Below are 19,609 nucleotides of genomic sequence, written 5' to 3' on the forward strand. Positions count from 1 at the left end.
CTGCTACTTATTCCTCAATTTTACCGCCAGCAGCTTCGATAGCAGCACGAGCACCTTTAGTAACACGCAGGCCACGAACAGTTACCGGAGTAGAAACTTCACCAGACAGGATCACTTTCGCGAACTCAATCTGAATACCGATAATGTTTGCTGCTTTCAGCGTGTTCAGGTCTACAACGCCGCCTTCAACTTTCGCCAGGTCAGACAGACGAACTTCGGCTGTGATCGCTGATTTGCGAGAAGTGAAGCCGAACTTCGGCAGACGACGGTACAGTGGCATCTGGCCACCCTCGAAACCGCGACGTACGCCACCGCCAGAACGAGAGTTCTGACCTTTGTGACCACGACCACCGGTTTTGCCGAGGCCAGAACCGATACCACGACCCAGGCGTTTACCCGCCTTTTTAGAGCCTTCGGCCGGAGACAGAGTATTTAAACGCATCTCTTACTCCTCAACTTTAACCATGAAGTAAACCGCGTTGACCATACCACGAACAGCAGGAGTATCCTCGCGCTCAACGGTATGACCAATACGACGCAGACCCAGGCCAAGCAGCGTTGCCTTGTGTTTCGGCAGACGTCCGATTGCACTGCGGGTTTGTGTAATTTTAATAGTCTTTGCCATGGTCAATTACCCCAGAATTTCTTCAACGGATTTACCACGCTTGGCAGCGACCATTTCTGGAGATTTCATATTTTCCAGGCCATCAATAGTTGCACGAACCACGTTGATCGGGTTGGTGGAACCGTATGCTTTAGCCAGAACGTTATGAACTCCAGCGACTTCCAGAACGGCGCGCATTGCACCACCGGCGATGATACCGGTACCTTCGGAAGCCGGCTGCATGAAGACACGAGAACCCGTGTGAGTACCCTTAACTGGGTGCTGCAGGGTGCCGTGGTTCAGCGCGACGTTAATCATATTGCGACGGGCTTTTTCCATCGCTTTCTGGATCGCTGCTGGAACTTCACGCGCTTTACCGTAACCAAAACCAACGCGACCGTTACCATCACCAACTACAGTCAGAGCTGTGAAGGAAAAAATACGACCACCTTTAACGGTTTTAGATACGCGGTTAACCGCGATCAGCTTTTCCTGCAGTTCGCCAGCCTGTTTTTCGATGTGAGCCATCTTACACCTCTACCTTAGAACTGAAGGCCAGCTTCACGGGCAGCATCTGCCAGTGCCTGGACGCGACCATGATATTGGAACCCGGAACGGTCAAAGGACACAACTGTGATGCCTTTTTCCAGAGCGCGCTCAGCAACAGCTTTACCTACAGCTGCAGCGGCGTCTTTGTTACCGGTGTACTTCAATTGTTCTGTAATAGCTTTTTCTACAGTAGAAGCAGCTACCAGAACTTCAGAACCGTTTGGTGCAATGACCTGTGCGTAAATATGACGCGGGGTACGATGTACCACCAGGCGAGTTGCACCCAGCTCTTTGAGCTTGCGGCGTGCGCGGGTCGCACGACGGATACGAGCAGATTTCTTATCCATAGTGTTACCTTACTTCTTCTTAGCCTCTTTGGTACGCACGACTTCGTCGGCGTAACGAACACCCTTGCCTTTGTAAGGCTCAGGACGACGGTAGGCGCGCAGATCTGCTGCAACCTGACCGATCAGCTGTTTATCAGCGCCTTTCAGCACGATTTCAGTCTGAGTCGGACATTCTGCAGTGATGCCTGCTGGCAGCTGATGTTCAACAGGGTGTGAGAAGCCCAGAGACAGGCCTACTGCATTCCCTTTGATCGCTGCACGATAACCTACACCAACCAGCTGAAGCTTTTTAGTGAAGCCTTCGGTAACACCAACAACCATTGAGTTCAGCAGGGCACGCGCGGTACCAGCCTGAGCCCAGCCATCAACGTAACCAGTACGTGGGCCGAAGGTCAGAGCGTTGTCTGCATGATTAACTTCAACAGCATCGTTGAGGGTACGAGTCAGCTCGCCATTTTTACCTTTGATCGTAATAACCTGACCGTCGATTTTTACATCAACGCCGGCAGGAATAACGACCGGTGCTTTAGCAACACGAGACATTTTTTCCTCCGATTAGGCTACGTAGCAGATAATTTCGCCACCAAGACCAGCCTGGCGCGCTGCACGATCAGTCATAACACCTTTAGAGGTAGAAACAACTGCGATACCCATGCCGGCCATAACTTTTGGCAGCTCATCTTTTTTCTTATAGATGCGCAGACCTGGGCGGCTGACACGCTGAATGCTTTCTACAACAGCTTTACCCTGGAAATACTTAAGAGTAAGTTCCAGTTCCGGCTTGGTGTCGCCTTCAACTTTAAAATCTTCGATAAAACCTTCTTCCTTCAGCACGTTGGCAATTGCCACTTTCAGCTTGGCGGAAGGCATGGTGACCGCAACTTTGTTCGCGGCCTGACCGTTACGGATACGGGTCAGCATATCCGCGATCGGATCTTGCATGCTCATCTGTCTTTACTCCCGTGATTCAATTGGTAATTACCAGCTAGCCTTTTTCAAGCCTGGTACTTCACCGCGCATGGCGGCTTCACGCAGTTTGATACGGCTCAACCCGAACTTGCCCACGAAACCATGTGGACGACCTGTTTGACGACAGCGGTTACGCTGACGAGACGGGCTGGAATCACGCGGCAGAGACTGCAGCTTGAGAACAGCATTCCAACGATCTTCGTCGGAAGCGTTCACATCAGAAATGATCGCTTTCAGTTCAGCGCGTTTAGCGAAGAATTTATCAGCTAAAGCCACGCGCTTTACTTCGCGTGCTTTCATTGATTGCTTAGCCATTCAGTAACCCTACCTTACTTGCGGAACGGGAAGTCAAACGCAGCCAGCAGAGCGCGGCCTTCTTCGTCAGATTTCGCAGTAGTGGTAATGGTAATATCCAAACCACGCACGCGATCGACTTTATCGTAGTCGATCTCTGGGAAGATGATCTGCTCACGGACACCCATGCTGTAGTTGCCACGACCGTCGAAAGACTTAGCGGACAGGCCACGGAAGTCACGGATACGAGGAACAGCAATAGAGATCAGGCGCTCAAGGAACTCCCACATGCGTTCGCCACGCAGAGTTACTTTACAGCCGATCGGATAGCCCTGACGGATTTTGAAGCCTGCAACAGATTTGCGTGCTTTGGTGATCAGCGGTTTTTGACCGGAGATTGCTGTCAGATCAGCTGCTGCGTTATCCAGCAGTTTCTTGTCAGCGATCGCTTCACCAACACCCATGTTCAGGGTGATCTTCTCGACCCGAGGGACTTGCATGACAGAATTGTAGTTAAACTCAGTCATGAGTTTGTTAACTACTTCGTCTTTGTAGTAATCATGCAGTTTCGCCATCGTACTACTCCAAATTACTTGATAGTTTCGCTGTTAGACTTGAAGAAACGGACTTTTTTGCCGTCTTCGAATCTAAAGCCTACACGGTCAGCCTTACCGGTTGCCGCATTGAAGATTGCAACGTTAGAAACCTGAATTGCAGCTTCTTTTTCAACGATGCCACCTGGCTGGTTCAGGGCCGGAACCGGCTTCTGATGTTTCTTAACCAGGTTGATACCTTCAACGACGAGTTTGCCGGAAGACAGAACATTTTTTACTTTACCGCGTTTACCTTTATCTTTACCGGTTAACACGATAACTTCGTCATCACGACGGATTTTCGCTGCCATGATTCGCTCCTTAGAGTACTTCTGGTGCCAGAGAGATAATTTTCATGAACTTTTCAGTACGAAGTTCACGAGTTACCGGCCCAAAGATACGCGTGCCGATAGGCTGCTCGCTGTTATTGTTTAAAATAACGCATGCATTACCATCGAAGCGAATGACAGAACCGTCAGGGCGACGAACACCCTTCCTGGTGCGCACCACTACCGCTTTCAGCACATCACCTTTCTTGACCTTACCACGTGGAATTGCTTCCTTGATGGTGATCTTGATGATGTCGCCTACGCCTGCGTAGCGACGGTGCGAGCCACCCAGAACCTTGATACACATTACGCGACGTGCACCGGAGTTGTCGGCGACGTTCAGCATAGTCTGTTCTTGGATCATTTCAGTGCTCCGCTAATGTCAACTACTACCTGAGACTCTAAAATCAGAGCCGTTAAAAAGCCCCATATCGAGGGCGCGGCATTATAACACCGCTTCTGCAATATGGGTAGAAAAAATAAACGGCCCATTGCTGAGCCGTTTATTCGTATCGAGAAGGCTACTCTATTACAGAACCGCTTTCTCTACAACGCGAACCAGCGTCCAGGACTTAGTCTTGGACAGTGGACGGCATTCACGGATTTCAACCTTGTCGCCGATACCACATTCGTTGTTCTCGTCATGTACGTGCAGTTTGGTCGTACGCTTGATGAATTTACCGTAGATCGGGTGTTTCACAATGCGTTCGATAGCTACAACGATGGATTTCTCCATTTTGTCGCTAACAACACGACCTTGCAGAGTACGGATTTTATCGGTCATTACGCACCCGCCTTCTGAGTCAGTAAAGTCTTAACGCGTGCAACATCACGACGCACTTGCTTCAGCAGGTGAGTCTGTTGCAGCTGGCCACTTGCAGCCTGCATACGCAGGTTGAACTGCTCACGCAGCAGGTTCAGCAGCTCAGCGTTCAGCTCTTCTACGCTTTTTTCACGCAGCTCATTTGCTTTCATTACATCACCGTCTTAGTTACAAAGGTGGTTTTGATAGGCAGTTTCGCTGCTGCCAGGCCGAAGGCTTCACGGGCCAGCTCTTCCGGAACACCGTCCATTTCATACAGGACTTTGCCCGGCTGAATCAAGGCAACCCAGTACTCCACGTTACCTTTACCTTTACCCATACGAACTTCCAGCGGCTTCTCGGTAATTGGTTTGTCCGGGAATACACGGATCCAAATTTTACCTTGACGCTTAACTGCACGGGTCATAGCACGACGTGCTGCTTCGATCTGACGTGCAGTCAGACGACCACGGCCAACAGCTTTCAGACCGAAAGTGCCGAAGCTAACATCCGTACCCTGCGCCAGACCACGGTTGCGGCCTTTGTGCACTTTACGGAATTTTGTACGCTTTGGTTGTAACATCAGCGACGCTCCTTATTTACGGCCTTTACGCTGCTGCTTTTTAGGTTGCGCAGCCGGTTTTTCCGGTTGTTCAACAGCAGCCATACCACCCAGGATCTCACCTTTGAAGATCCATACCTTAACGCCGATTACACCGTAAGTGGTGTGCGCTTCAGAGGTGTTGTAGTCGATGTCAGCACGCAGAGTGTGCAGCGGTACGCGACCTTCGCGGTACCATTCGGTACGTGCGATTTCCGCGCCGCCCAGACGGCCGCTAACTTCAACTTTGATACCTTTAGCGCCCAGACGCATTGCGTTCTGTACAGCACGCTTCATAGCACGACGGAACATAACACGACGTTCCAGCTGTGAAGTGATGCTGTCAGCAACCAATTTAGCGTCCAGTTCAGGCTTACGAACTTCAGCGATATTGATCTGTGCAGGAACGCCAGCGATATCCGCTACGACCTTGCGCAGTTTTTCTACGTCTTCGCCTTTCTTACCGATTACGATGCCAGGACGAGCAGTGTGAATGGTCACACGGATGCTCTTAGCTGGACGCTCGATAACGATACGAGATACAGACGCTTTAGCCAGTTCCTTAGTCAGGTACTGACGTACTTTAAAATCGCTGTCCAGGTTGTCAGCGAATTCTTTGGTGTTCGCAAACCAGGTTGAGTTCCATGGTTTTACAATACCCAGGCGAATACCATTAGGATGTACTTTCTGACCCATTGCTAGTCTCCAGAGTCTCAGCGATCGGACACAACCACAGTAATGTGGCTGGTGCGCTTCAGGATGCGATCTGCACGACCTTTCGCACGCGGCATAATGCGCTTCATGCTCGGGCCTTCGTCTACGAAGATTTTCGCGACTTTCAGATCGTCAATGTCTGCGCCATCGTTGTGTTCAGCGTTAGCAATGGCAGATTCCAGAACTTTCTTGACCAGTACAGCCGCTTTCTTATTGGTGTAAGTCAGAATATCCAGGGCCTGCGACACTTTCTTACCGCGAATCAGGTCAGCAACAAGGCGAACCTTCTGAGCAGAAGAACGAGCATGGCGATGTTGAGCTAAAGTTTCCATCTCTTCCTCCTACCTTATTTCTTCTTCGCTTTTTTATCAGCAGCGTGGCCGCGATAAGTACGAGTCGGTGCGAATTCACCCAGTTTGTGGCCGACCATTTCGTCGGAAACAAATACTGGAACGTGCTGACGACCATTATGGACAGCGATGGTCAAACCGATCATGTTAGGAAAGATCGTTGAACGACGGGACCAAGTGCGCAGGGGCTTCTTGTCTCCGCTTTCCACCGCTTTCTCTACCTTCTTCAGCAAGTGCAGGTCAATAAAAGGACCTTTCTTGAGAGAACGTGGCATGGCTTATCCTCTAATATTATTTGCTACGGCGACGTACGATAAATTTATCAGTACGCTTGTTGCTGCGGGTCTTCTTACCTTTGGTCTGAACGCCCCACGGAGTTACCGGGTGCTTACCAAAGTTACGACCTTCACCACCACCATGTGGGTGATCGACTGGGTTCATCGCAGTACCGCGAACGGTAGGACGAACACCACGCCAGCGTGCAGCACCTGCTTTACCCAGAACGCGCAGCATATGCTCAGCATTGCCCACTTCGCCCAGGGTAGCGCGGCAGTCTGCTTCGACTTTACGCATTTCACCAGAACGCAGACGCAGGGTGACATAAGCACCATCACGCGCAACGATCTGAACGTAAGTACCAGCGGAACGTGCCAGCTGACCGCCTTTACCTGGTTTCATTTCTACGTTATGAACGGTAGAACCAACCGGGATATTGCGCATCGGCAGGGTGTTACCTGCTTTGATTGCAGCATCAACGCCAGACTGAATCTGGTCGCCAGCTTTCAGGCCTTTAGGGGCCAGGATGTAACGGCGTTCGCCATCTTTGTACAGAACCAGCGCGATGTTCGCGGAACGGTTCGGATCGTACTCAAGACGCTCAACAACTGCTGGGATACCGTCTTTGTTGCGTTTAAAGTCAACAATACGATAAGCCTGCTTGTGGCCACCACCGATGTGACGAGTGGTGATACGGCCATTGTTGTTACGACCACCGGATTTGCTGTTCTTTTCCAGCAACGGAGCAAAAGGCTTGCCCTTGTGCAGCTCAGGGTTAACCACTTTAACAACGTGGCGACGACCCGGAGATGTCGGTTTACATTTAACAACTGCCATTGTATTACTCCTCCGACTTACTCAGCGCCGCCAACGAAGTCCAGATTCTGGCCTTCTTTCAGGGTGACGTAAGCTTTTTTCCAGTCGCTACGACGACCGATACGCTGTCCGTGACGTTTAACTTTCCCTTTAACTACCAGGGTGTTAACGACTTCGACTTCGACTTCAAACAGTTTCTGCACAGCAGCTTTGATTTCTGCTTTGGTCGCGTCTTTAGCAACTTTGAGAACGATGGTGTTAGTTTTTTCCATCGCAGCAGACGCTTTTTCAGAAACGTGCGGTGCACGCAGCACCTTCAGCAGACGTTCTTCACGAATCATGCCAGCATCTCCTCAACTTGCTTAACAGCATCAGCAGTCATTACGACTTTGTCGAAGGCGATCAGGCTAACCGGGTCGATACCAGTTGCATCGCGTACGTCAACCTTGTGCAGGTTGCGCGCAGCCAGGAACAGGTTCTCGTCCAGCTCACCGGTGATGATCAGCACATCTTCCAGAGCCATGTCTTTCAGTTTCTGTGCCAGCAGCTTAGTTTTAGGCGCTTCTACAGAGAAAGATTCGACAACGATCAGACGATCCTGACGTACCAGCTCGGACAGAATGCTTTTCAGCGCGCCGCGGTACATCTTTTTGTTAACTTTTTGACTGTGGTCCTGCGGGCGAGCAGCGAAGGTCACGCCACCGGAACGCCAGATCGGGCTCTTGATAGAACCTGAACGCGCACGGCCGGTACCTTTCTGGCGCCACGGCTTTTTGCCGGAACCAGTTACTTCAGCACGAGTCTTCTGAGCACGAGTACCCTGACGAGCACCAGCTGCATAAGCAACAACAACCTGGTGAACCAGCGCTTCGTTGAAATCACGACCGAAGGTAGTTTCGGAAACAGTCAGCGCGCTCTGCGCGTCTTTCAATACTAATTCCATTGCTATCCCCTTACGCCTTCACAGCTGGTTTAACGATCAGGTCGCTACCGGTTGCACCCGGAACTGCACCTTTAACCAGCAGCAGGTTGCGCTCAGCGTCAACACGTACTACGTCCAGGCTCTGAACGGTTACACGTTCGTTACCCAGCTGACCTGCCATTTTCTTGCCTTTGAACACTTTGCCCGGAGTCTGGTTCTGACCGATAGAACCCGGAACGCGGTGAGACAAGGAGTTACCGTGAGTAGCGTCCTGGGTACGGAAGTTCCAGCGCTTAACGGTACCAGCAAAACCTTTACCTTTAGAGGTACCGGTTACGTCAACTTTTTTAACTTCTGCAAACAGCTCAACGCTAATGTCCTGACCTACGGTGAACTCTTCGCCTTCAGCAAGACGGAATTCCCACAGACCACGGCCAGCTTCTACGCCAGCTTTAGCGAAGTGACCAGCTTCCGGCTTGGTTACACGGTTAGCTTTTTTAGCACCAGTGGTAACCTGAACGGCACGGTAGCCATCGTTAGCCAGATCTTTAACCTGAGTAACGCGGTTTGCTTCAACTTCGATTACGGTTACTGGGATAGAAACGCCATCTTCAGTGAAGATGCGGGTCATACCCACTTTTTTACCGACTAAACCAATCATTGTATCAACCTCTCAATCGCTCGATGACCTGATTAACCCAGGCTGATCTGCACGTCTACACCGGCAGCCAGATCCAGACGCATCAGAGCATCAACGGTTTTCTCAGTTGGCTCAACGATGTCAACCAGACGCTTGTGAGTGCGGATCTCATACTGATCACGCGCGTCTTTGTTAACGTGCGGAGAGATCAGAACGGTAAAGCGCTCTTTGCGGGTCGGCAGCGGGATCGGACCACGGACTTGCGCACCAGTGCGCTTAGCAGTCTCGACGATTTCCGCGGTTGATTGATCGATCAGACGATGATCAAACGCTTTAAGGCGGATACGGATTCTTTGGTTCTGCATGAGACCAGAGCTCCAATTATTTTATAAACGAAAATGATCACTACTCAGACCCATTACGATTGATGGGAGAGTGTAACCGTTCTTACGTAGCCCCCCGATTGGGAGCATTGTTAGGCAACTGAAAAAGATTGCTGCCCGGGGTTCAGATTGAACCAGCTGTCAATTACGACAAGCCCGCGCATTATACGTAAATCTGGGCAAGACGCAAGCCCAGTTTAGAAAATAGACGGCAGGGCTCAATTTTGCGTGGCGCCTCGTAAACGTACTGCAAAATTGCTGCGTCGGGCCAGCAGTCAGGAAGACATTTCGCAGAGTTATATTTTGCTATTTGTTTGGCCGTCAGGTTTGAGAGGAGTATGGACGCACATATTTCATGGAGGTCGAGGCCAATGCTCACTACCCTACCCTTTCTCATTGCCTATCTGGGTTTAACCATCCTGCTTGTTCGTGAGGATATTCGATCGCATCTTCTGCCGGATAAGTACCTTTGTCCGCTACTGTGGATGGGATTGCTTTACCATCTTTGCCTTCGTCCCGGGCAGCTGCCTGCCGCAGTCGCAGGCGCGATTGCGGGCTATGCGGGTTTCGCGGTGATTTATTGGGCTTATAAATTGATTCGAAAACGCGAAGGTCTCGGATACGGTGACGTGAAGTATCTGGGTGCGCTGGGCGCATGGCATGGATGGTGCGTGCTTCCTGTACTGGCTTTATCAGCCGCCCTGCTGGCAACACTTTATCTTTTGATACACGCGATGTGCAAACCTGGAAAACAGATATTAAAAAACCCGCTGCCATTTGGGCCTTTTATGGCGGCAGCGGGTTTAATGGTGGGTATGGACAGCCTGATTAGCTTTCCACTTTAATCTGCGACTGGAGGTAATTTTGCAGTCCAATTTTACCGATAAGGTCCAGTTCAGTTTCCAGCCAGTCAATATGACCTTCTTCATCGGCCAGGATCTGAATCATCATGTCGCGGCTAACGTAATCGTGAACGCTATCCGCATAAGCGATGGCTTCACGCAGATCTTTCGCCCCTTCAAGTTCCAGGGTCAGATCCGAACGCAACATTTCTTCAACGTCTTCACCAATGCCCAGCTTGCCGAGATCCTGCAGGTTGGGGATCCCCTCAAGAAATAAAATACGCTCGATGTACTTATCGGCGTGTTTCATCTCATCGATGGACTCATGGTATTCAACATCGTTGAGGCGGGTTAGCCCCCAGTTCTTGAACATTCTCGCATGGAGAAAGTATTGATTGATTGCGACAAGCTCATTTCCCAATAATTTATTGAGATAACTTATGATTTTAATATCACCTTTCATTATAGTCCCTCCGCTTCCACTCATTGAAGCGTAGATGGGGCTACAGGGATGTCAAAAAAAAGAGTGAGCCTCAGGCAATCTCTTTGTATTCCGGGATCTGCATCAATTCATCCTGCATGATCTCACGGGCAGCACGAACGCACTTACCGCATTGATTTCCTACCGGAATAAACTTTCGCAGCTGCTGAAAAGATTGGGGTTGAAACTGGCGAACGGCCTGCCGAATTTTTTTATCACTTACACCGTTACATAAACAAACGTACATAACCACTCCCGTTCAAAATATGCGCAAAGTGTAAGTGAGAATAATTATGATTACAATAGCACAAGCGTCAGGATACGGGGCGGGAGCGAACAAAAAATGCGAAAATTTGTGACATGGCAAAGCTGCAAAAACAAAAAAGGACGCCGGAGCGTCCTTTTTAATTCAGGGGTAATTAATTAGCCCAGAACTTTAGCAACAACACCCGCGCCAACGGTACGGCCACCTTCACGGATTGCGAAACGCAGACCGTCGTCCATCGCGATTGGGTGGATCAGGGTAACAACCATTTTGATGTTGTCGCCTGGCATTACCATCTCAACGCCTTCTGGCAGTTCGATGGTACCGGTCACGTCAGTAGTACGGAAGTAGAACTGTGGACGGTAGCCTTTGAAGAACGGAGTATGACGGCCGCCTTCGTCTTTGGACAGAATGTACACTTCAGATTCGAACTTGGTGTGTGGCTTGATTGAGCCTGGCTTCGCCAGAACCTGACCACGTTCGATTTCTTCACGCTTGATACCACGCAGCAGAACACCAACGTTCTCACCCGCACGGCCTTCGTCCAGCAGTTTGCGGAACATTTCAACGCCAGTACAGGTAGACTTCGCAGTCTCTTTGATACCAACGATTTCAACTTCTTCGCCAACTTTGATGATACCGCGCTCTACACGACCGGTAACAACGGTACCACGACCGGAGATGGAGAATACGTCTTCGATTGGCAGCAGGAATGGCTTGTCAATCGCACGCTCTGGCTCAGGGATGTAAGAATCCAGGTAGCCAGCCAGCTCGATGATTTTCTCTTCCCACTCAGCTTCGCCTTCCAGCGCTTTCAGCGCGGAACCGCGAACGATTGGGGTGTCATCGCCCGGGAAGTCGTACTGGGACAGAAGTTCACGAACTTCCATTTCTACCAGTTCCAGCAGCTCTTCGTCATCAACCATGTCGCATTTGTTCAGGAACACGATGATGAAAGGAACGCCTACCTGACGACCCAGCAGGATGTGCTCACGGGTCTGAGGCATTGGGCCGTCAGTCGCAGCAACAACCAGGATCGCGCCGTCCATCTGCGCAGCACCGGTGATCATGTTTTTAACATAGTCGGCGTGGCCCGGGCAGTCTACGTGCGCGTAGTGGCGAGTCGGGGTGTCGTATTCAACGTGGGAAGTGTTGATGGTGATACCACGAGCTTTTTCTTCTGGTGCGTTATCGATCTGGTCGAATGCACGAGCAGAACCACCGTAGGTTTTAGCCAGAACGGTAGTGATTGCAGCAGTCAGGGTAGTTTTACCGTGGTCAACGTGGCCGATAGTACCAACGTTGACGTGCGGTTTTGTACGTTCAAATTTTTCTTTAGACACGGCTATATTCCTTACTATAGTGCTCTCCCCTTTGGAGAGAGCACGGGACTTAGGTTTTAATCCTGTGGATTATTTACCACGGGCTTCAATTACGGCCTGAGCAACGTTGTTCGGCGCATCATCATACTTCAGGAATTCCATAGTGTATGATGCACGACCTTTGGTCAGAGAACGCAGCTGAGTTGCATATCCGAACATTTCAGACAGTGGAACTTCAGCGTGGATCTTAACGCCAGTTACTTCAGATTCCTGACCACGCAGCATACCGCGACGACGGCTCAAGTCACCGATAACGTCACCGGTGTTCTCTTCAGGAGTTTCTACTTCAACCTTCATGATCGGCTCAAGCAGAACTGGTTTCGCTTTCTTAAAGCCTTCTTTAAAGGCGATAGAAGCTGCCAGTTTAAACGCCAGTTCAGAGGAGTCAACGTCATGGTAAGAACCGAAGTGCAGACGAACACCCATGTCTACTACCGGATAACCAGCCAGTGGACCAGACTTCAGCTGCTCCTGGATACCTTTATCAACGGCAGGGATGTATTCGCCAGGAATTACACCACCTTTGATGTCGTTGATGAACTCGTAACCTTTCGGATTAGAGCCCGGCTCCAGTGGGTACATGTCGATCACAACGTGACCATACTGACCACGACCACCAGACTGCTTAGCGTGTTTACCTTCAACATCGGTAACTTTCTGACGAATCGCTTCGCGATAAGCAACCTGAGGTTTACCTACGTTAGCTTCAACGTTGAATTCACGCTTCATACGGTCAACGATGATGTCCAGGTGCAGTTCACCCATACCGGCGATGATGGTCTGGTTAGATTCTTCATCAGTCCATACGCGGAATGATGGGTCTTCTTTAGCCAGACGGCCCAGAGCCAGACCCATTTTTTCCTGGTCAGCTTTGGTTTTTGGTTCAACGGCGATAGAGATTACCGGCTCTGGGAACTCCATGCGCTCCAGAATGATTGGGTGATCTGGGTTACACAGGGTGTCACCAGTAGTCACGTCTTTCAGACCGATAGCAGCAGCGATGTCGCCCGCACGAACTTCTTTGATCTCTTCACGTTTGTTCGCGTGCATCTGTACGATACGACCGAAACGCTCACGTGCAGCTTTCACGGAGTTCAGGATGGTGTCACCGGAGTTAACCACACCAGAGTACACGCGGAAGAACGTCAGGTTACCCACGAACGGGTCGGTAGCGATTTTGAACGCCAGAGCAGCGAACGGCTCGTCATCACTTGCGTGACGCTCAGCCGGCGTGTCTTTACCGTCGTCCAGGATACCGTTGATCGCAGGAACGTCTACCGGGGATGGCAGGTAGTCAACTACCGCATCCAGCATCGCCTGAACACCTTTGTTCTTGAACGCAGAACCACAGGTAACCAGGATGATTTCGTTGTTCAGAACACGCTGACGCAGAGCTTTTTTGATCTCTTCTTCAGTCAGTTCTTCACCACCCAGGTATTTCTCCATCAGGTCTTCTGAAGCTTCAGCAGCGGACTCGATCAGGTTCTGGTGCCATTCGTCAGCCAGGTCCTGCATGTCAGCCGGAATATCTTCATAAGTGAAGGTTACACCTGCGTCTTCTTCATTCCAGTTGATGGCTTTCATTTTCACCAGGTCGATAACACCGGTGAAACCTTCTTCAGCACCAATTGCCAGCTGCAGCGGAACAGGGTTCGCGCCCAGACGGGTTTTGATCTGACCAACAACTTTCAGGAAGTTCGCACCCATGCGGTCCATTTTGTTAACGAACGCAATGCGTGGAACTTTATATTTGTTTGCCTGACGCCATACGGTTTCAGACTGTGGCTGAACACCACCAACTGCGCAGTAAACCATTACCGCACCATCAAGAACACGCATGGAACGTTCTACTTCGATAGTGAAGTCAACGTGGCCCGGGGTGTCGATGATGTTTACGCGATGCGGTTCATACTGCTTAGCCATACCAGACCAGAATGCAGTAGTCGCTGCAGAGGTGATGGTAATACCACGCTCCTGCTCCTGCTCCATCCAGTCCATGGTAGCGGCGCCGTCATGAACTTCACCGATTTTGTGGTTTACACCGGTGTAGAACAGAATACGTTCGGTGGTAGTGGTTTTACCGGCGTCGATGTGCGCACTGATACCGATGTTACGGTAGCGTGCGATGGGTGTTGTACGAGCCATTTGATTCCTCGTTTATCTTTTTAGGCGTTCAGTTAAGTAACCCAAAGCGGGCTGCTTCGCTGAAGCGCCCGCCTGGTGACTAATACTCCGAAGGGATTACCAACGGTAGTGTGCGAACGCCTTGTTGGCTTCTGCCATACGGTGAACGTCTTCACGTTTCTTAACTGCAGTACCTTTGTTGTCTGCAGCATCAGAAAGTTCGTTCGCCAGACGCAGAGCCATGGATTTATCACCGCGTTTACGAGCAGCTTCAACGATCCAACGCATTGCCAGAGCATTACGACGGACCGGACGAACTTCAACTGGTACCTGATAAGTAGAACCACCAACGCGGCGAGACTTAACTTCTACAGTCGGGCGCACGTTGTCGAGAGCGACTTCGAAAGCTTCCAGTTCATTTTTACCAGAACGCTGAGCCAGGGTCTCCAGCGCGCTGTATACGATTGCTTCTGCAGTAGATTTTTTACCATCTACCATCAGGATATTTACAAATTTTGCCAGCAGTTCTGATCCGAATTTCGGATCTGGAAGAATTTTACGCTGACCAATGACGCGACGACGTGGCATGGGAATACTCCGTTGTTAATTCAGGATTGTCCAAAACTCTAAGAGTTTAGTGTGACATTAAGATAAATCAGTTTGGCCTTACTTAACGGAGAACCATTAAGCCTTAGGACGTTTCACGCCGTATTTGGAGCGAGATTGCTTACGGTCTTTAACGCCGGAGCAGTCAAGCGCACCACGAACGGTGTGGTAACGAACACCCGGGAGGTCTTTTACACGACCGCCACGGATCAGGATCACGGAGTGCTCCTGCAGGTTGTGACCTTCACCACCGATGTAGGAAGTCACTTCAAAACCGTTGGTCAAACGCACACGGCATACTTTACGCAGTGCGGAGTTTGGTTTCTTAGGAGTGGTGGTATATACACGAGTACATACACCACGTTTCTGCGGGCAGGCTTCCAGCGCAGGCACGTTGCTTTTCACAACTTTGCGTGCACGTGGTTTGCGTACCAGCTGGTTAACTGTTGCCATTAAATAGCTCCTGGTTTTAGCTTTTGCTTCGTAAACACGTAATAAAACGACCTCATACAATATGAGGACGCGAAATTTTAGGGCTACGTCGAAAAGGTGTCAAGAATTATACAGCGATCTCAGATCACCAGTTCATTTGGCCGGCGTGCTGGATGGCCAGATTGACGAAATCAGTATAGCTAACCACGTCAATACTGGTTGAAATTTGACCAGATAAACCGCGTGCATCAATGTCATCTTTAAGCGCTGAGACAGAGATGGGGGCATTGCAGAGAATATCAACATAGCGGCTGCCTTCCACCGCGGCCAGAACGCCATCCTGAATGAGCAGCACAGCGTCGCCCTCACGCAGCATGCTTAACAGGCTTTCGATGTCGCAGTGCCAGGGGGAGTGGCTCAGGGTATGGAGCATGACCGCCTCAGAATGTCAGTATGGTGTCGTAATGGGAGAGCTGTTCACGCAGCAAAGACGGCGCGAGTACGGTGGCGTCCAGCACAAAAGGCGTGCTCTCATTCAGGCCACGCGCCTGCAGTGAAGAAGCACAGACATAAAACGTCTCGATGTCATACAGCGGCAGGACTTTAAACGTGGCGATGTAATCGCGCGCCAGAACAGCTTGTGGCTGCTGGCCGGCAAGCAGCTGAAACACGCCGTCGCCAATAAAGAAAACGCCGATCTCTTCCGTTAACGCAGACGTAGCCAGTAACGCATCCAGCCCTTCCCTTCCGGAAGCGCTGCCATGCGGAGCAGAATTAAATACAAACGCAACGCGGTTCATCAGAATTGCACCATCCGGTCGCAGGTTAATGCAGCCTGAGCCAGCGCGCCAAGGCCGCTCAGGGAAAAGCCGTCATTAAGATTCGCAGCGGGCAAGCCCAGGCGTTGCGCTTCGTTCGCGTCGCTCACGCCCCGACGTAGTGCCGCCGCCACGCAGATATGCAGGGCAACGCCGTGTTCCTGATTCAACGCCTGCCAGGCACGCACCAGATCGAACTCGTCTGAAGCTGGCGACGTCAGCTGGTTAGCGTTATACACCCCTTCCCGATAAAAAAAGACGCTGACAAGCTCGTGACCAGCCGCCAGCACTGCACGGGCAAACTGCAACGCGCTGCTGGCCTGCTGTGTACCGTAAGCCGGGCCTGTCACCATGAGTGCAAAACGCATTACTTCTCTTGCCCCAGGAAATCGCCGCTTTTGAACTGACGGATGTAGAGATACACCGTGTGCTTGGAGATATTGAGACGATCGGCCACCTGGTTAATGGCGTCTTTAATATCGAAAATGCCTTTTTCGTAGAGGTTAAGCACGATCTGACGATTCTTGGCATTGTTAGAGACATTGCGATCGGCATTAACCTCCTCAATGGTGAATTCCAGCGTCTGGGTAACGAGGTCTTCAACGGAAGAGGCGAAGTTGACAGAGGATCCGACATCCGGCGTTTCTGGCGGAATAAAGGTACTCATGATCTGGGAGAACGGCACATCAAGGTTCATGTTGATGCAGAGTAAGCCAATCACGCGATGGTCGCGGTTGCGAATGGCGATGGTCACAGACTTCATGAGAACGCCGCTCTTCGCGCGGGTGAAATAGCATTTGGAGACGCTGCTGTCCGCGCCGGTCATGTCATGCAGCATACGCAGTGCAAGGTCGGTGATTGGCGAGCCAATTTTACGGCCAGTATGCTCACCATTGGCAATGCGGATGGCAGAACATTTCAGATCTTGCAGGGAGTGCAAAACGATTTCGCAGTGGGACCCAATGAGCATCGCTAACCCGTCCACTACCGCTTCGTAGGATTTAAGAATATCGAAATCGGTTTGATCGAAAGGACGTTGATCCAGCAAATCAAGTTCGCTGGTTTCGTTGGTTAAGAGCGACCTGGTCATGAAAAAAACACTCCTTTTCAGGAGCCTGTCGGTAGGTTTTCAGGGCAGGCTCATTATTTACACGGGCAATTAAATTAATACAGCGTAGGTAGCGCTTCCAGTGTTAATTATATCTGCACCACAATAAAAAAACCGCCGCTTTAAAGGCGGCGGTTTTTACCGGTTTACTTCTTGGTGGCTTCTGCCGGCGCTTCTGGCTTCGCGTCAGGCTTAGCATCCGCCTTCGGCGCTGGCTTGATGTCCAGCAGCTCTACGTCGAACACCAGTGTGGAGTTAGCCGGGATACCCGGGACGCCCGTTTTGCCATAAGCCAGATCCGGTGGGATGACCAGCTTGATTTTACCGCCTTTCTTGATGTTTTTCAGGCCTTCGGTCCAGCCAGGGATAACACCATCCAGACGGAAGGAAAGCGGCTCACCACGGGTATAAGAGTTATCGAACTCTTTACCGTCGGTCAGCGTACCTTTGTAGTTAACAACTACGGTATCGCTGTCTTTCGGTGCGTCGCCGGTACCTTCTTTCTCTACTTTGTAGACCAGGCCAGTAGGAGAGGTTTTCGCGCCTTTCTCTTTAGCGAAAGCATCACGGTAGGCTTTGCCTTTCGTTTCGTTCTCAGCCGCGTCTTTCTCCATCTTCTCCTGCGCGGCGCCTTTCACGCGTGCTTCGAAAGCTTGCAGAGTCTGTTCGATTTCCTGGTCAGACAGTTTGCTCTTGTCCGCAAACGCATCCTGAACGCCAGCGATCAGCTGAGCCTGGTCCAGTTTGATGCCCAGTTTTTCCTGCTCTTTCAGAGAGTTTTCCATGTAACGGCCCAGAGATGCGCCCAGTGCGTAGGCTGATTTCTGGTCGTCATTTTTGAACGCCGCATTGCTGTCAGCAGTCGCAGCAGGTTTCGCAGGCGTATCAGCAGCGAAAGTCAGCGGCGCATGCAGAGCGACAGCCATCGTGGTCGCCAGCAGCGTTACTTTAAACAGTGATTTCATCCATTTCTCCAGGGCCGGGGACTCTCACCCCGTGTTAAGCGTAAATGAGTAGCGTACTATAAAACGTTGAGGAACAAATCTACAGGTAGACACCCCTGATTCGCACCACATTTCAGACTATTTTTGTTTAAATTAGTTTCTTAGCGAGGGGATGTTTACTGCGCGCAGGGATAATCTCGGGTAATATTCGCCGCCGCCAGCCCCGGCCGGGGTTAAAGAGACAAACGAGGTGAATCATGCAGAATACAGAAATGGAAGCACGTCTGGCTGAGCTTGAAAGCCGCCTGGCTTTTCAGGAGATCACCATCGATGAGCTGAATCAGACCGTAACCGCACACGAACTGGAAATGGCCAAGCTGCGGGATCTGTTGCGTCTGCTAACAGAAAAAGTGAAAGCGTCGCAGGCATCACACATTGCGTCACAGTCGGAAGAGACGCCGCCGCCCCACTATTAAGACGTAAAAAAAGCGGGAATATCCCGCTTTTTTGCGCTTAAGGCGTAACGATTAGTGGCAACCGCAGCCGCCGTTGCCGCCGCAACCGCCTTTACCGTGGTCGTGACCATGGTCGTGATCGTGGCCGTGCCCGCCGCAGCAGCCATCGTGACCGTGATCGTGGTCATGGCCGTGCGCACCGTGAACGTGGCCGTGAGCCAGCTCTTCTTCAGTGGCTTCGCGGATTGCAACCACTTCAACGTTGAACTTCAGGTTCTGGCCAGCCAGCATGTGGTTGCCGTCAACCACAACGTGGTCGTCTTCAACTTCGGTGATTTCTACTGGAACCGGACCCTGGTCAGTTTCAGCCAGGAAACGCATGCCAACCTGCAGCTCGTCAACGCCCATGAAGACGTCTTTAGGAACACGCTGCACCAGGTTTTCATCGTACTGGCCGTAAGCGTCGTTAGACGCAACTTCTACGTCAAATTTGTCGCCAACTTCATGACCGTTCAACGCGTTTTCCAGACCGGAAATCAGGGAACCGTGACCGTGCAGGTAGTCCAGCGGCGCACTCACCGGAGACTCATCAACCAACACACCGTCTTCTGTACGTACCTGATAGGCCAGGCTGACCACCAGGTCTTTTGCTACTTTCATGATATCTCCTGAGCGTGGGAAAATTGCTGGCGCAGATTGTAACGGAAATCTGCACCCGTGTACCCTTTAGCTTAAAAAAACTCAGGGCATATCGCTAGTCGGGATGAAAAATCCCGATCACTTGCTCTTCTTTGCGAACGTGCTCGCGCGCCTCTTTATCGGCCTCACGCATCTGGTGTCCGCACTTAACACACTCAACAATATCGATATTATTCTCCCGCCACATGGCCAGTGAATCCTGAGCCTGACAGGCCGGGCATTTCGCGCCGGCGATAAAACGTTTACGTACCGCCATTCTCTACC

General features: G+C 51.0%; 36 protein-coding genes. 2 read left to right on the forward strand and 34 right to left on the reverse strand.

What is annotated here, in order from left to right; all coding sequences use genetic code 11:
- Positions 1 to 7: 7 nt before the first annotated feature.
- The 21 genes from rplO to rpsJ form a co-directional block, all read right to left on the reverse strand.
- A complete protein-coding gene (gene rplO, locus NB069_RS20040) occupies positions 8 to 442 on the reverse strand; it encodes a 50S ribosomal protein L15 (protein WP_039032065.1) in 435 nt (144 codons plus the stop codon).
- A 3-nt stretch (positions 443 to 445) separates the two neighbouring features.
- A complete protein-coding gene (gene rpmD, locus NB069_RS20045; protein WP_003863301.1) occupies positions 446 to 625 on the reverse strand; it encodes a 50S ribosomal protein L30 in 180 nt (59 codons plus the stop codon).
- Between the two features lie 6 nt (positions 626 to 631).
- Complete coding sequence (gene rpsE / locus NB069_RS20050; RefSeq protein ID WP_007369821.1) at positions 632 to 1,132, reverse strand: 30S ribosomal protein S5; 501 nt, start codon at positions 1,130 to 1,132, stop codon at positions 632 to 634.
- 14 nt (positions 1,133 to 1,146) lie between these two features.
- Positions 1,147 to 1,500: a 50S ribosomal protein L18 gene (rplR, locus tag NB069_RS20055; RefSeq protein ID WP_032614694.1), complete on the reverse strand. Its 354-nt coding sequence runs from the start codon at positions 1,498 to 1,500 to the stop codon at positions 1,147 to 1,149.
- 9 nt (positions 1,501 to 1,509) lie between these two features.
- Positions 1,510 to 2,043 (reverse strand): 50S ribosomal protein L6, encoded by a 534-nt coding sequence (gene rplF / locus NB069_RS20060; protein ID WP_039032066.1) that lies wholly within the window; start codon positions 2,041 to 2,043, stop codon positions 1,510 to 1,512.
- Positions 2,044 to 2,055: 12 nt separating this feature from the next.
- Positions 2,056 to 2,448 carry a 30S ribosomal protein S8 gene (gene rpsH, locus NB069_RS20065; RefSeq protein ID WP_032614699.1) on the reverse strand — a complete coding sequence of 131 codons (393 nt, stop codon included), beginning with the start codon at positions 2,446 to 2,448 and terminating at the stop codon, positions 2,056 to 2,058.
- Between the two features lie 30 nt (positions 2,449 to 2,478).
- Positions 2,479 to 2,784 carry a 30S ribosomal protein S14 gene (gene rpsN / locus NB069_RS20070; protein ID WP_032614701.1) on the reverse strand — a complete coding sequence of 102 codons (306 nt, stop codon included), beginning with the start codon at positions 2,782 to 2,784 and terminating at the stop codon, positions 2,479 to 2,481.
- Between the two features lie 14 nt (positions 2,785 to 2,798).
- Complete coding sequence (gene rplE, locus NB069_RS20075; RefSeq protein ID WP_039032067.1) at positions 2,799 to 3,338, reverse strand: 50S ribosomal protein L5; 540 nt, start codon at positions 3,336 to 3,338, stop codon at positions 2,799 to 2,801.
- Between the two features lie 14 nt (positions 3,339 to 3,352).
- Positions 3,353 to 3,667, reverse strand: a complete 315-nt coding sequence (gene rplX, locus NB069_RS20080; protein ID WP_003863287.1) for a 50S ribosomal protein L24 — start codon at positions 3,665 to 3,667, stop codon at positions 3,353 to 3,355.
- Between the two features lie 10 nt (positions 3,668 to 3,677).
- A complete protein-coding gene (gene rplN / locus NB069_RS20085) occupies positions 3,678 to 4,049 on the reverse strand; it encodes a 50S ribosomal protein L14 (RefSeq protein WP_004160583.1) in 372 nt (123 codons plus the stop codon).
- A gap of 165 nt (positions 4,050 to 4,214) precedes the next feature.
- The gene (rpsQ, locus tag NB069_RS20090; RefSeq protein WP_008503489.1) at positions 4,215 to 4,469 is read right to left on the reverse strand and encodes a 30S ribosomal protein S17; all 255 of its coding nucleotides are present in this window, start codon (positions 4,467 to 4,469) and stop codon (positions 4,215 to 4,217) included.
- Positions 4,469 to 4,660: a 50S ribosomal protein L29 gene (gene rpmC / locus NB069_RS20095; protein WP_032614707.1), complete on the reverse strand. Its 192-nt coding sequence runs from the start codon at positions 4,658 to 4,660 to the stop codon at positions 4,469 to 4,471. Before rpmC ends, rpsQ begins: the two co-directional genes overlap by 1 nt.
- Complete coding sequence (rplP, locus tag NB069_RS20100) at positions 4,660 to 5,070, reverse strand: 50S ribosomal protein L16 (protein ID WP_002919759.1); 411 nt, start codon at positions 5,068 to 5,070, stop codon at positions 4,660 to 4,662. The genes rpmC and rplP overlap by 1 nt, the downstream gene beginning before the upstream one ends.
- 12 nt (positions 5,071 to 5,082) lie before the next feature.
- Positions 5,083 to 5,784, reverse strand: a complete 702-nt coding sequence (rpsC, locus tag NB069_RS20105; RefSeq protein ID WP_000529945.1) for a 30S ribosomal protein S3 — start codon at positions 5,782 to 5,784, stop codon at positions 5,083 to 5,085.
- Positions 5,785 to 5,801: 17 nt separating this feature from the next.
- A complete protein-coding gene (rplV, locus tag NB069_RS20110; RefSeq protein WP_002919773.1) occupies positions 5,802 to 6,134 on the reverse strand; it encodes a 50S ribosomal protein L22 in 333 nt (110 codons plus the stop codon).
- A 14-nt stretch (positions 6,135 to 6,148) separates the two neighbouring features.
- Complete coding sequence (gene rpsS / locus NB069_RS20115; RefSeq protein ID WP_001138115.1) at positions 6,149 to 6,427, reverse strand: 30S ribosomal protein S19; 279 nt, start codon at positions 6,425 to 6,427, stop codon at positions 6,149 to 6,151.
- A gap of 16 nt (positions 6,428 to 6,443) precedes the next feature.
- On the reverse strand, positions 6,444 to 7,265 hold the full coding sequence (rplB, locus tag NB069_RS20120; RefSeq protein WP_000301859.1) for a 50S ribosomal protein L2: 822 nt from the start codon (positions 7,263 to 7,265) through the stop codon (positions 6,444 to 6,446).
- Between the two features lie 17 nt (positions 7,266 to 7,282).
- Complete coding sequence (gene rplW / locus NB069_RS20125; protein ID WP_004868363.1) at positions 7,283 to 7,585, reverse strand: 50S ribosomal protein L23; 303 nt, start codon at positions 7,583 to 7,585, stop codon at positions 7,283 to 7,285.
- Positions 7,582 to 8,187, reverse strand: coding sequence for a 50S ribosomal protein L4 (rplD, locus tag NB069_RS20130; protein WP_003031119.1), 606 nt, complete (start codon positions 8,185 to 8,187; stop codon positions 7,582 to 7,584). The genes rplW and rplD overlap by 4 nt, the downstream gene beginning before the upstream one ends.
- 10 nt (positions 8,188 to 8,197) lie before the next feature.
- Positions 8,198 to 8,827: a 50S ribosomal protein L3 gene (gene rplC / locus NB069_RS20135; protein WP_016538466.1), complete on the reverse strand. Its 630-nt coding sequence runs from the start codon at positions 8,825 to 8,827 to the stop codon at positions 8,198 to 8,200.
- Between the two features lie 32 nt (positions 8,828 to 8,859).
- A complete protein-coding gene (gene rpsJ / locus NB069_RS20140; RefSeq protein ID WP_001181005.1) occupies positions 8,860 to 9,171 on the reverse strand; it encodes a 30S ribosomal protein S10 in 312 nt (103 codons plus the stop codon).
- A gap of 389 nt (positions 9,172 to 9,560) precedes the next feature.
- On the opposite strand from rpsJ, the gene NB069_RS20145 reads away from it, so the two are divergent.
- Positions 9,561 to 10,034 carry a prepilin peptidase gene (locus tag NB069_RS20145; protein ID WP_250586383.1) on the forward strand — a complete coding sequence of 158 codons (474 nt, stop codon included), beginning with the start codon at positions 9,561 to 9,563 and terminating at the stop codon, positions 10,032 to 10,034.
- Here the strand turns inward: NB069_RS20145 and bfr are convergent.
- From bfr to fkpA, 11 genes are all read right to left on the reverse strand, one after another.
- Positions 10,018 to 10,494 (reverse strand): bacterioferritin, encoded by a 477-nt coding sequence (gene bfr, locus NB069_RS20150; RefSeq protein ID WP_106996079.1) that lies wholly within the window; start codon positions 10,492 to 10,494, stop codon positions 10,018 to 10,020. The genes NB069_RS20145 and bfr overlap by 17 nt on opposite strands.
- A gap of 70 nt (positions 10,495 to 10,564) precedes the next feature.
- Entirely contained in the window at positions 10,565 to 10,759 is a 195-nt protein-coding gene (gene bfd, locus NB069_RS20155) for a bacterioferritin-associated ferredoxin (RefSeq protein WP_039032069.1), read from the reverse strand.
- Between the two features lie 176 nt (positions 10,760 to 10,935).
- Entirely contained in the window at positions 10,936 to 12,120 is a 1,185-nt protein-coding gene (tuf, locus tag NB069_RS20160) for an elongation factor Tu (RefSeq protein WP_114316183.1), read from the reverse strand.
- A gap of 69 nt (positions 12,121 to 12,189) precedes the next feature.
- On the reverse strand, positions 12,190 to 14,304 hold the full coding sequence (fusA, locus tag NB069_RS20165) for an elongation factor G (protein ID WP_039031553.1): 2,115 nt from the start codon (positions 14,302 to 14,304) through the stop codon (positions 12,190 to 12,192).
- Positions 14,305 to 14,400: 96 nt separating this feature from the next.
- Positions 14,401 to 14,871: a 30S ribosomal protein S7 gene (rpsG, locus tag NB069_RS20170; protein WP_004106370.1), complete on the reverse strand. Its 471-nt coding sequence runs from the start codon at positions 14,869 to 14,871 to the stop codon at positions 14,401 to 14,403.
- A 96-nt stretch (positions 14,872 to 14,967) separates the two neighbouring features.
- Positions 14,968 to 15,342: a 30S ribosomal protein S12 gene (gene rpsL / locus NB069_RS20175; protein WP_036111075.1), complete on the reverse strand. Its 375-nt coding sequence runs from the start codon at positions 15,340 to 15,342 to the stop codon at positions 14,968 to 14,970.
- Between the two features lie 124 nt (positions 15,343 to 15,466).
- Positions 15,467 to 15,754: a sulfurtransferase complex subunit TusB gene (gene tusB / locus NB069_RS20180; protein WP_250586384.1), complete on the reverse strand. Its 288-nt coding sequence runs from the start codon at positions 15,752 to 15,754 to the stop codon at positions 15,467 to 15,469.
- A 7-nt stretch (positions 15,755 to 15,761) separates the two neighbouring features.
- The gene (gene tusC / locus NB069_RS20185; protein WP_250586385.1) at positions 15,762 to 16,121 is read right to left on the reverse strand and encodes a sulfurtransferase complex subunit TusC; all 360 of its coding nucleotides are present in this window, start codon (positions 16,119 to 16,121) and stop codon (positions 15,762 to 15,764) included.
- On the reverse strand, positions 16,121 to 16,507 hold the full coding sequence (gene tusD / locus NB069_RS20190; protein WP_250586386.1) for a sulfurtransferase complex subunit TusD: 387 nt from the start codon (positions 16,505 to 16,507) through the stop codon (positions 16,121 to 16,123). Before tusD ends, tusC begins: the two co-directional genes overlap by 1 nt.
- Positions 16,507 to 17,229, reverse strand: coding sequence for a helix-turn-helix transcriptional regulator (locus NB069_RS20195; protein ID WP_039031549.1), 723 nt, complete (start codon positions 17,227 to 17,229; stop codon positions 16,507 to 16,509). Before NB069_RS20195 ends, tusD begins: the two co-directional genes overlap by 1 nt.
- Before the next feature lie 164 nt (positions 17,230 to 17,393).
- On the reverse strand, positions 17,394 to 18,212 hold the full coding sequence (fkpA, locus tag NB069_RS20200) for an FKBP-type peptidyl-prolyl cis-trans isomerase (protein ID WP_250586387.1): 819 nt from the start codon (positions 18,210 to 18,212) through the stop codon (positions 17,394 to 17,396).
- 236 nt (positions 18,213 to 18,448) lie between these two features.
- Here fkpA and NB069_RS20205 point away from each other — a divergent pair, with 236 nt between their 5' ends.
- Positions 18,449 to 18,667 carry a protein SlyX gene (locus NB069_RS20205; RefSeq protein ID WP_039031547.1) on the forward strand — a complete coding sequence of 73 codons (219 nt, stop codon included), beginning with the start codon at positions 18,449 to 18,451 and terminating at the stop codon, positions 18,665 to 18,667.
- Between the two features lie 51 nt (positions 18,668 to 18,718).
- Here the strand turns inward: NB069_RS20205 and slyD are convergent, their stop codons facing one another.
- A complete protein-coding gene (slyD, locus tag NB069_RS20210; RefSeq protein ID WP_039031546.1) occupies positions 18,719 to 19,306 on the reverse strand; it encodes a peptidylprolyl isomerase in 588 nt (195 codons plus the stop codon).
- A 94-nt stretch (positions 19,307 to 19,400) separates the two neighbouring features.
- On the reverse strand, positions 19,401 to 19,601 hold the full coding sequence (locus NB069_RS20215) for a YheV family putative zinc ribbon protein (protein WP_039031545.1): 201 nt from the start codon (positions 19,599 to 19,601) through the stop codon (positions 19,401 to 19,403).
- Positions 19,602 to 19,609: the final 8 nt, after the last annotated feature.

Origin of the sequence: Leclercia adecarboxylata (genome assembly GCF_023639785.1) — a bacterium.
Taxonomy (GTDB): domain Bacteria; phylum Pseudomonadota; class Gammaproteobacteria; order Enterobacterales; family Enterobacteriaceae; genus Enterobacter; species Enterobacter adecarboxylatus_D.

Coding starts and splice junctions, on each gene's coding strand:
- tusD (WP_250586386.1), bottom strand. CDS start 16,507: ATGCGTTTTGCACTCATGGTGACAGGCCCGGCTTACGGTACACAGCAG.
- tusB (WP_250586384.1), bottom strand. CDS start 15,754: ATGCTCCATACCCTGAGCCACTCCCCCTGGCACTGCGACATCGAAAGC.
- bfd (WP_039032069.1), bottom strand. CDS start 10,759: ATGTACGTTTGTTTATGTAACGGTGTAAGTGATAAAAAAATTCGGCAG.
- NB069_RS20205 (WP_039031547.1), top strand. CDS start 18,449: ATGCAGAATACAGAAATGGAAGCACGTCTGGCTGAGCTTGAAAGCCGC.
- rpsH (WP_032614699.1), bottom strand. CDS start 2,448: ATGAGCATGCAAGATCCGATCGCGGATATGCTGACCCGTATCCGTAAC.
- rpsG (WP_004106370.1), bottom strand. CDS start 14,871: ATGCCACGTCGTCGCGTCATTGGTCAGCGTAAAATTCTTCCAGATCCG.
- rpsE (WP_007369821.1), bottom strand. CDS start 1,132: ATGGCTCACATCGAAAAACAGGCTGGCGAACTGCAGGAAAAGCTGATC.
- fkpA (WP_250586387.1), bottom strand. CDS start 18,212: ATGAAATCACTGTTTAAAGTAACGCTGCTGGCGACCACGATGGCTGTC.
- rplD (WP_003031119.1), bottom strand. CDS start 8,187: ATGGAATTAGTATTGAAAGACGCGCAGAGCGCGCTGACTGTTTCCGAA.
- rpsQ (WP_008503489.1), bottom strand. CDS start 4,469: ATGACCGATAAAATCCGTACTCTGCAAGGTCGTGTTGTTAGCGACAAA.
- rplO (WP_039032065.1), bottom strand. CDS start 442: ATGCGTTTAAATACTCTGTCTCCGGCCGAAGGCTCTAAAAAGGCGGGT.
- slyD (WP_039031546.1), bottom strand. CDS start 19,306: ATGAAAGTAGCAAAAGACCTGGTGGTCAGCCTGGCCTATCAGGTACGT.
- rplC (WP_016538466.1), bottom strand. CDS start 8,827: ATGATTGGTTTAGTCGGTAAAAAAGTGGGTATGACCCGCATCTTCACT.
- rpsS (WP_001138115.1), bottom strand. CDS start 6,427: ATGCCACGTTCTCTCAAGAAAGGTCCTTTTATTGACCTGCACTTGCTG.
- rpsC (WP_000529945.1), bottom strand. CDS start 5,784: ATGGGTCAGAAAGTACATCCTAATGGTATTCGCCTGGGTATTGTAAAA.
- NB069_RS20145 (WP_250586383.1), top strand. CDS start 9,561: ATGCTCACTACCCTACCCTTTCTCATTGCCTATCTGGGTTTAACCATC.
- rplN (WP_004160583.1), bottom strand. CDS start 4,049: ATGATCCAAGAACAGACTATGCTGAACGTCGCCGACAACTCCGGTGCA.
- rplF (WP_039032066.1), bottom strand. CDS start 2,043: ATGTCTCGTGTTGCTAAAGCACCGGTCGTTATTCCTGCCGGCGTTGAT.
- fusA (WP_039031553.1), bottom strand. CDS start 14,304: ATGGCTCGTACAACACCCATCGCACGCTACCGTAACATCGGTATCAGT.
- NB069_RS20215 (WP_039031545.1), bottom strand. CDS start 19,601: ATGGCGGTACGTAAACGTTTTATCGCCGGCGCGAAATGCCCGGCCTGT.
- rpsL (WP_036111075.1), bottom strand. CDS start 15,342: ATGGCAACAGTTAACCAGCTGGTACGCAAACCACGTGCACGCAAAGTT.
- rplP (WP_002919759.1), bottom strand. CDS start 5,070: ATGTTACAACCAAAGCGTACAAAATTCCGTAAAGTGCACAAAGGCCGC.
- rplV (WP_002919773.1), bottom strand. CDS start 6,134: ATGGAAACTTTAGCTCAACATCGCCATGCTCGTTCTTCTGCTCAGAAG.
- bfr (WP_106996079.1), bottom strand. CDS start 10,494: ATGAAAGGTGATATTAAAATCATAAGTTATCTCAATAAATTATTGGGA.
- tusC (WP_250586385.1), bottom strand. CDS start 16,121: ATGAACCGCGTTGCGTTTGTATTTAATTCTGCTCCGCATGGCAGCGCT.
- rplE (WP_039032067.1), bottom strand. CDS start 3,338: ATGGCGAAACTGCATGATTACTACAAAGACGAAGTAGTTAACAAACTC.
- rplB (WP_000301859.1), bottom strand. CDS start 7,265: ATGGCAGTTGTTAAATGTAAACCGACATCTCCGGGTCGTCGCCACGTT.
- rplR (WP_032614694.1), bottom strand. CDS start 1,500: ATGGATAAGAAATCTGCTCGTATCCGTCGTGCGACCCGCGCACGCCGC.
- rpmD (WP_003863301.1), bottom strand. CDS start 625: ATGGCAAAGACTATTAAAATTACACAAACCCGCAGTGCAATCGGACGT.
- rplX (WP_003863287.1), bottom strand. CDS start 3,667: ATGGCAGCGAAAATCCGTCGTGATGACGAAGTTATCGTGTTAACCGGT.
- rpsN (WP_032614701.1), bottom strand. CDS start 2,784: ATGGCTAAGCAATCAATGAAAGCACGCGAAGTAAAGCGCGTGGCTTTA.
- rpsJ (WP_001181005.1), bottom strand. CDS start 9,171: ATGCAGAACCAAAGAATCCGTATCCGCCTTAAAGCGTTTGATCATCGT.
- rplW (WP_004868363.1), bottom strand. CDS start 7,585: ATGATTCGTGAAGAACGTCTGCTGAAGGTGCTGCGTGCACCGCACGTT.
- rpmC (WP_032614707.1), bottom strand. CDS start 4,660: ATGAAAGCAAATGAGCTGCGTGAAAAAAGCGTAGAAGAGCTGAACGCT.
- NB069_RS20195 (WP_039031549.1), bottom strand. CDS start 17,229: ATGACCAGGTCGCTCTTAACCAACGAAACCAGCGAACTTGATTTGCTG.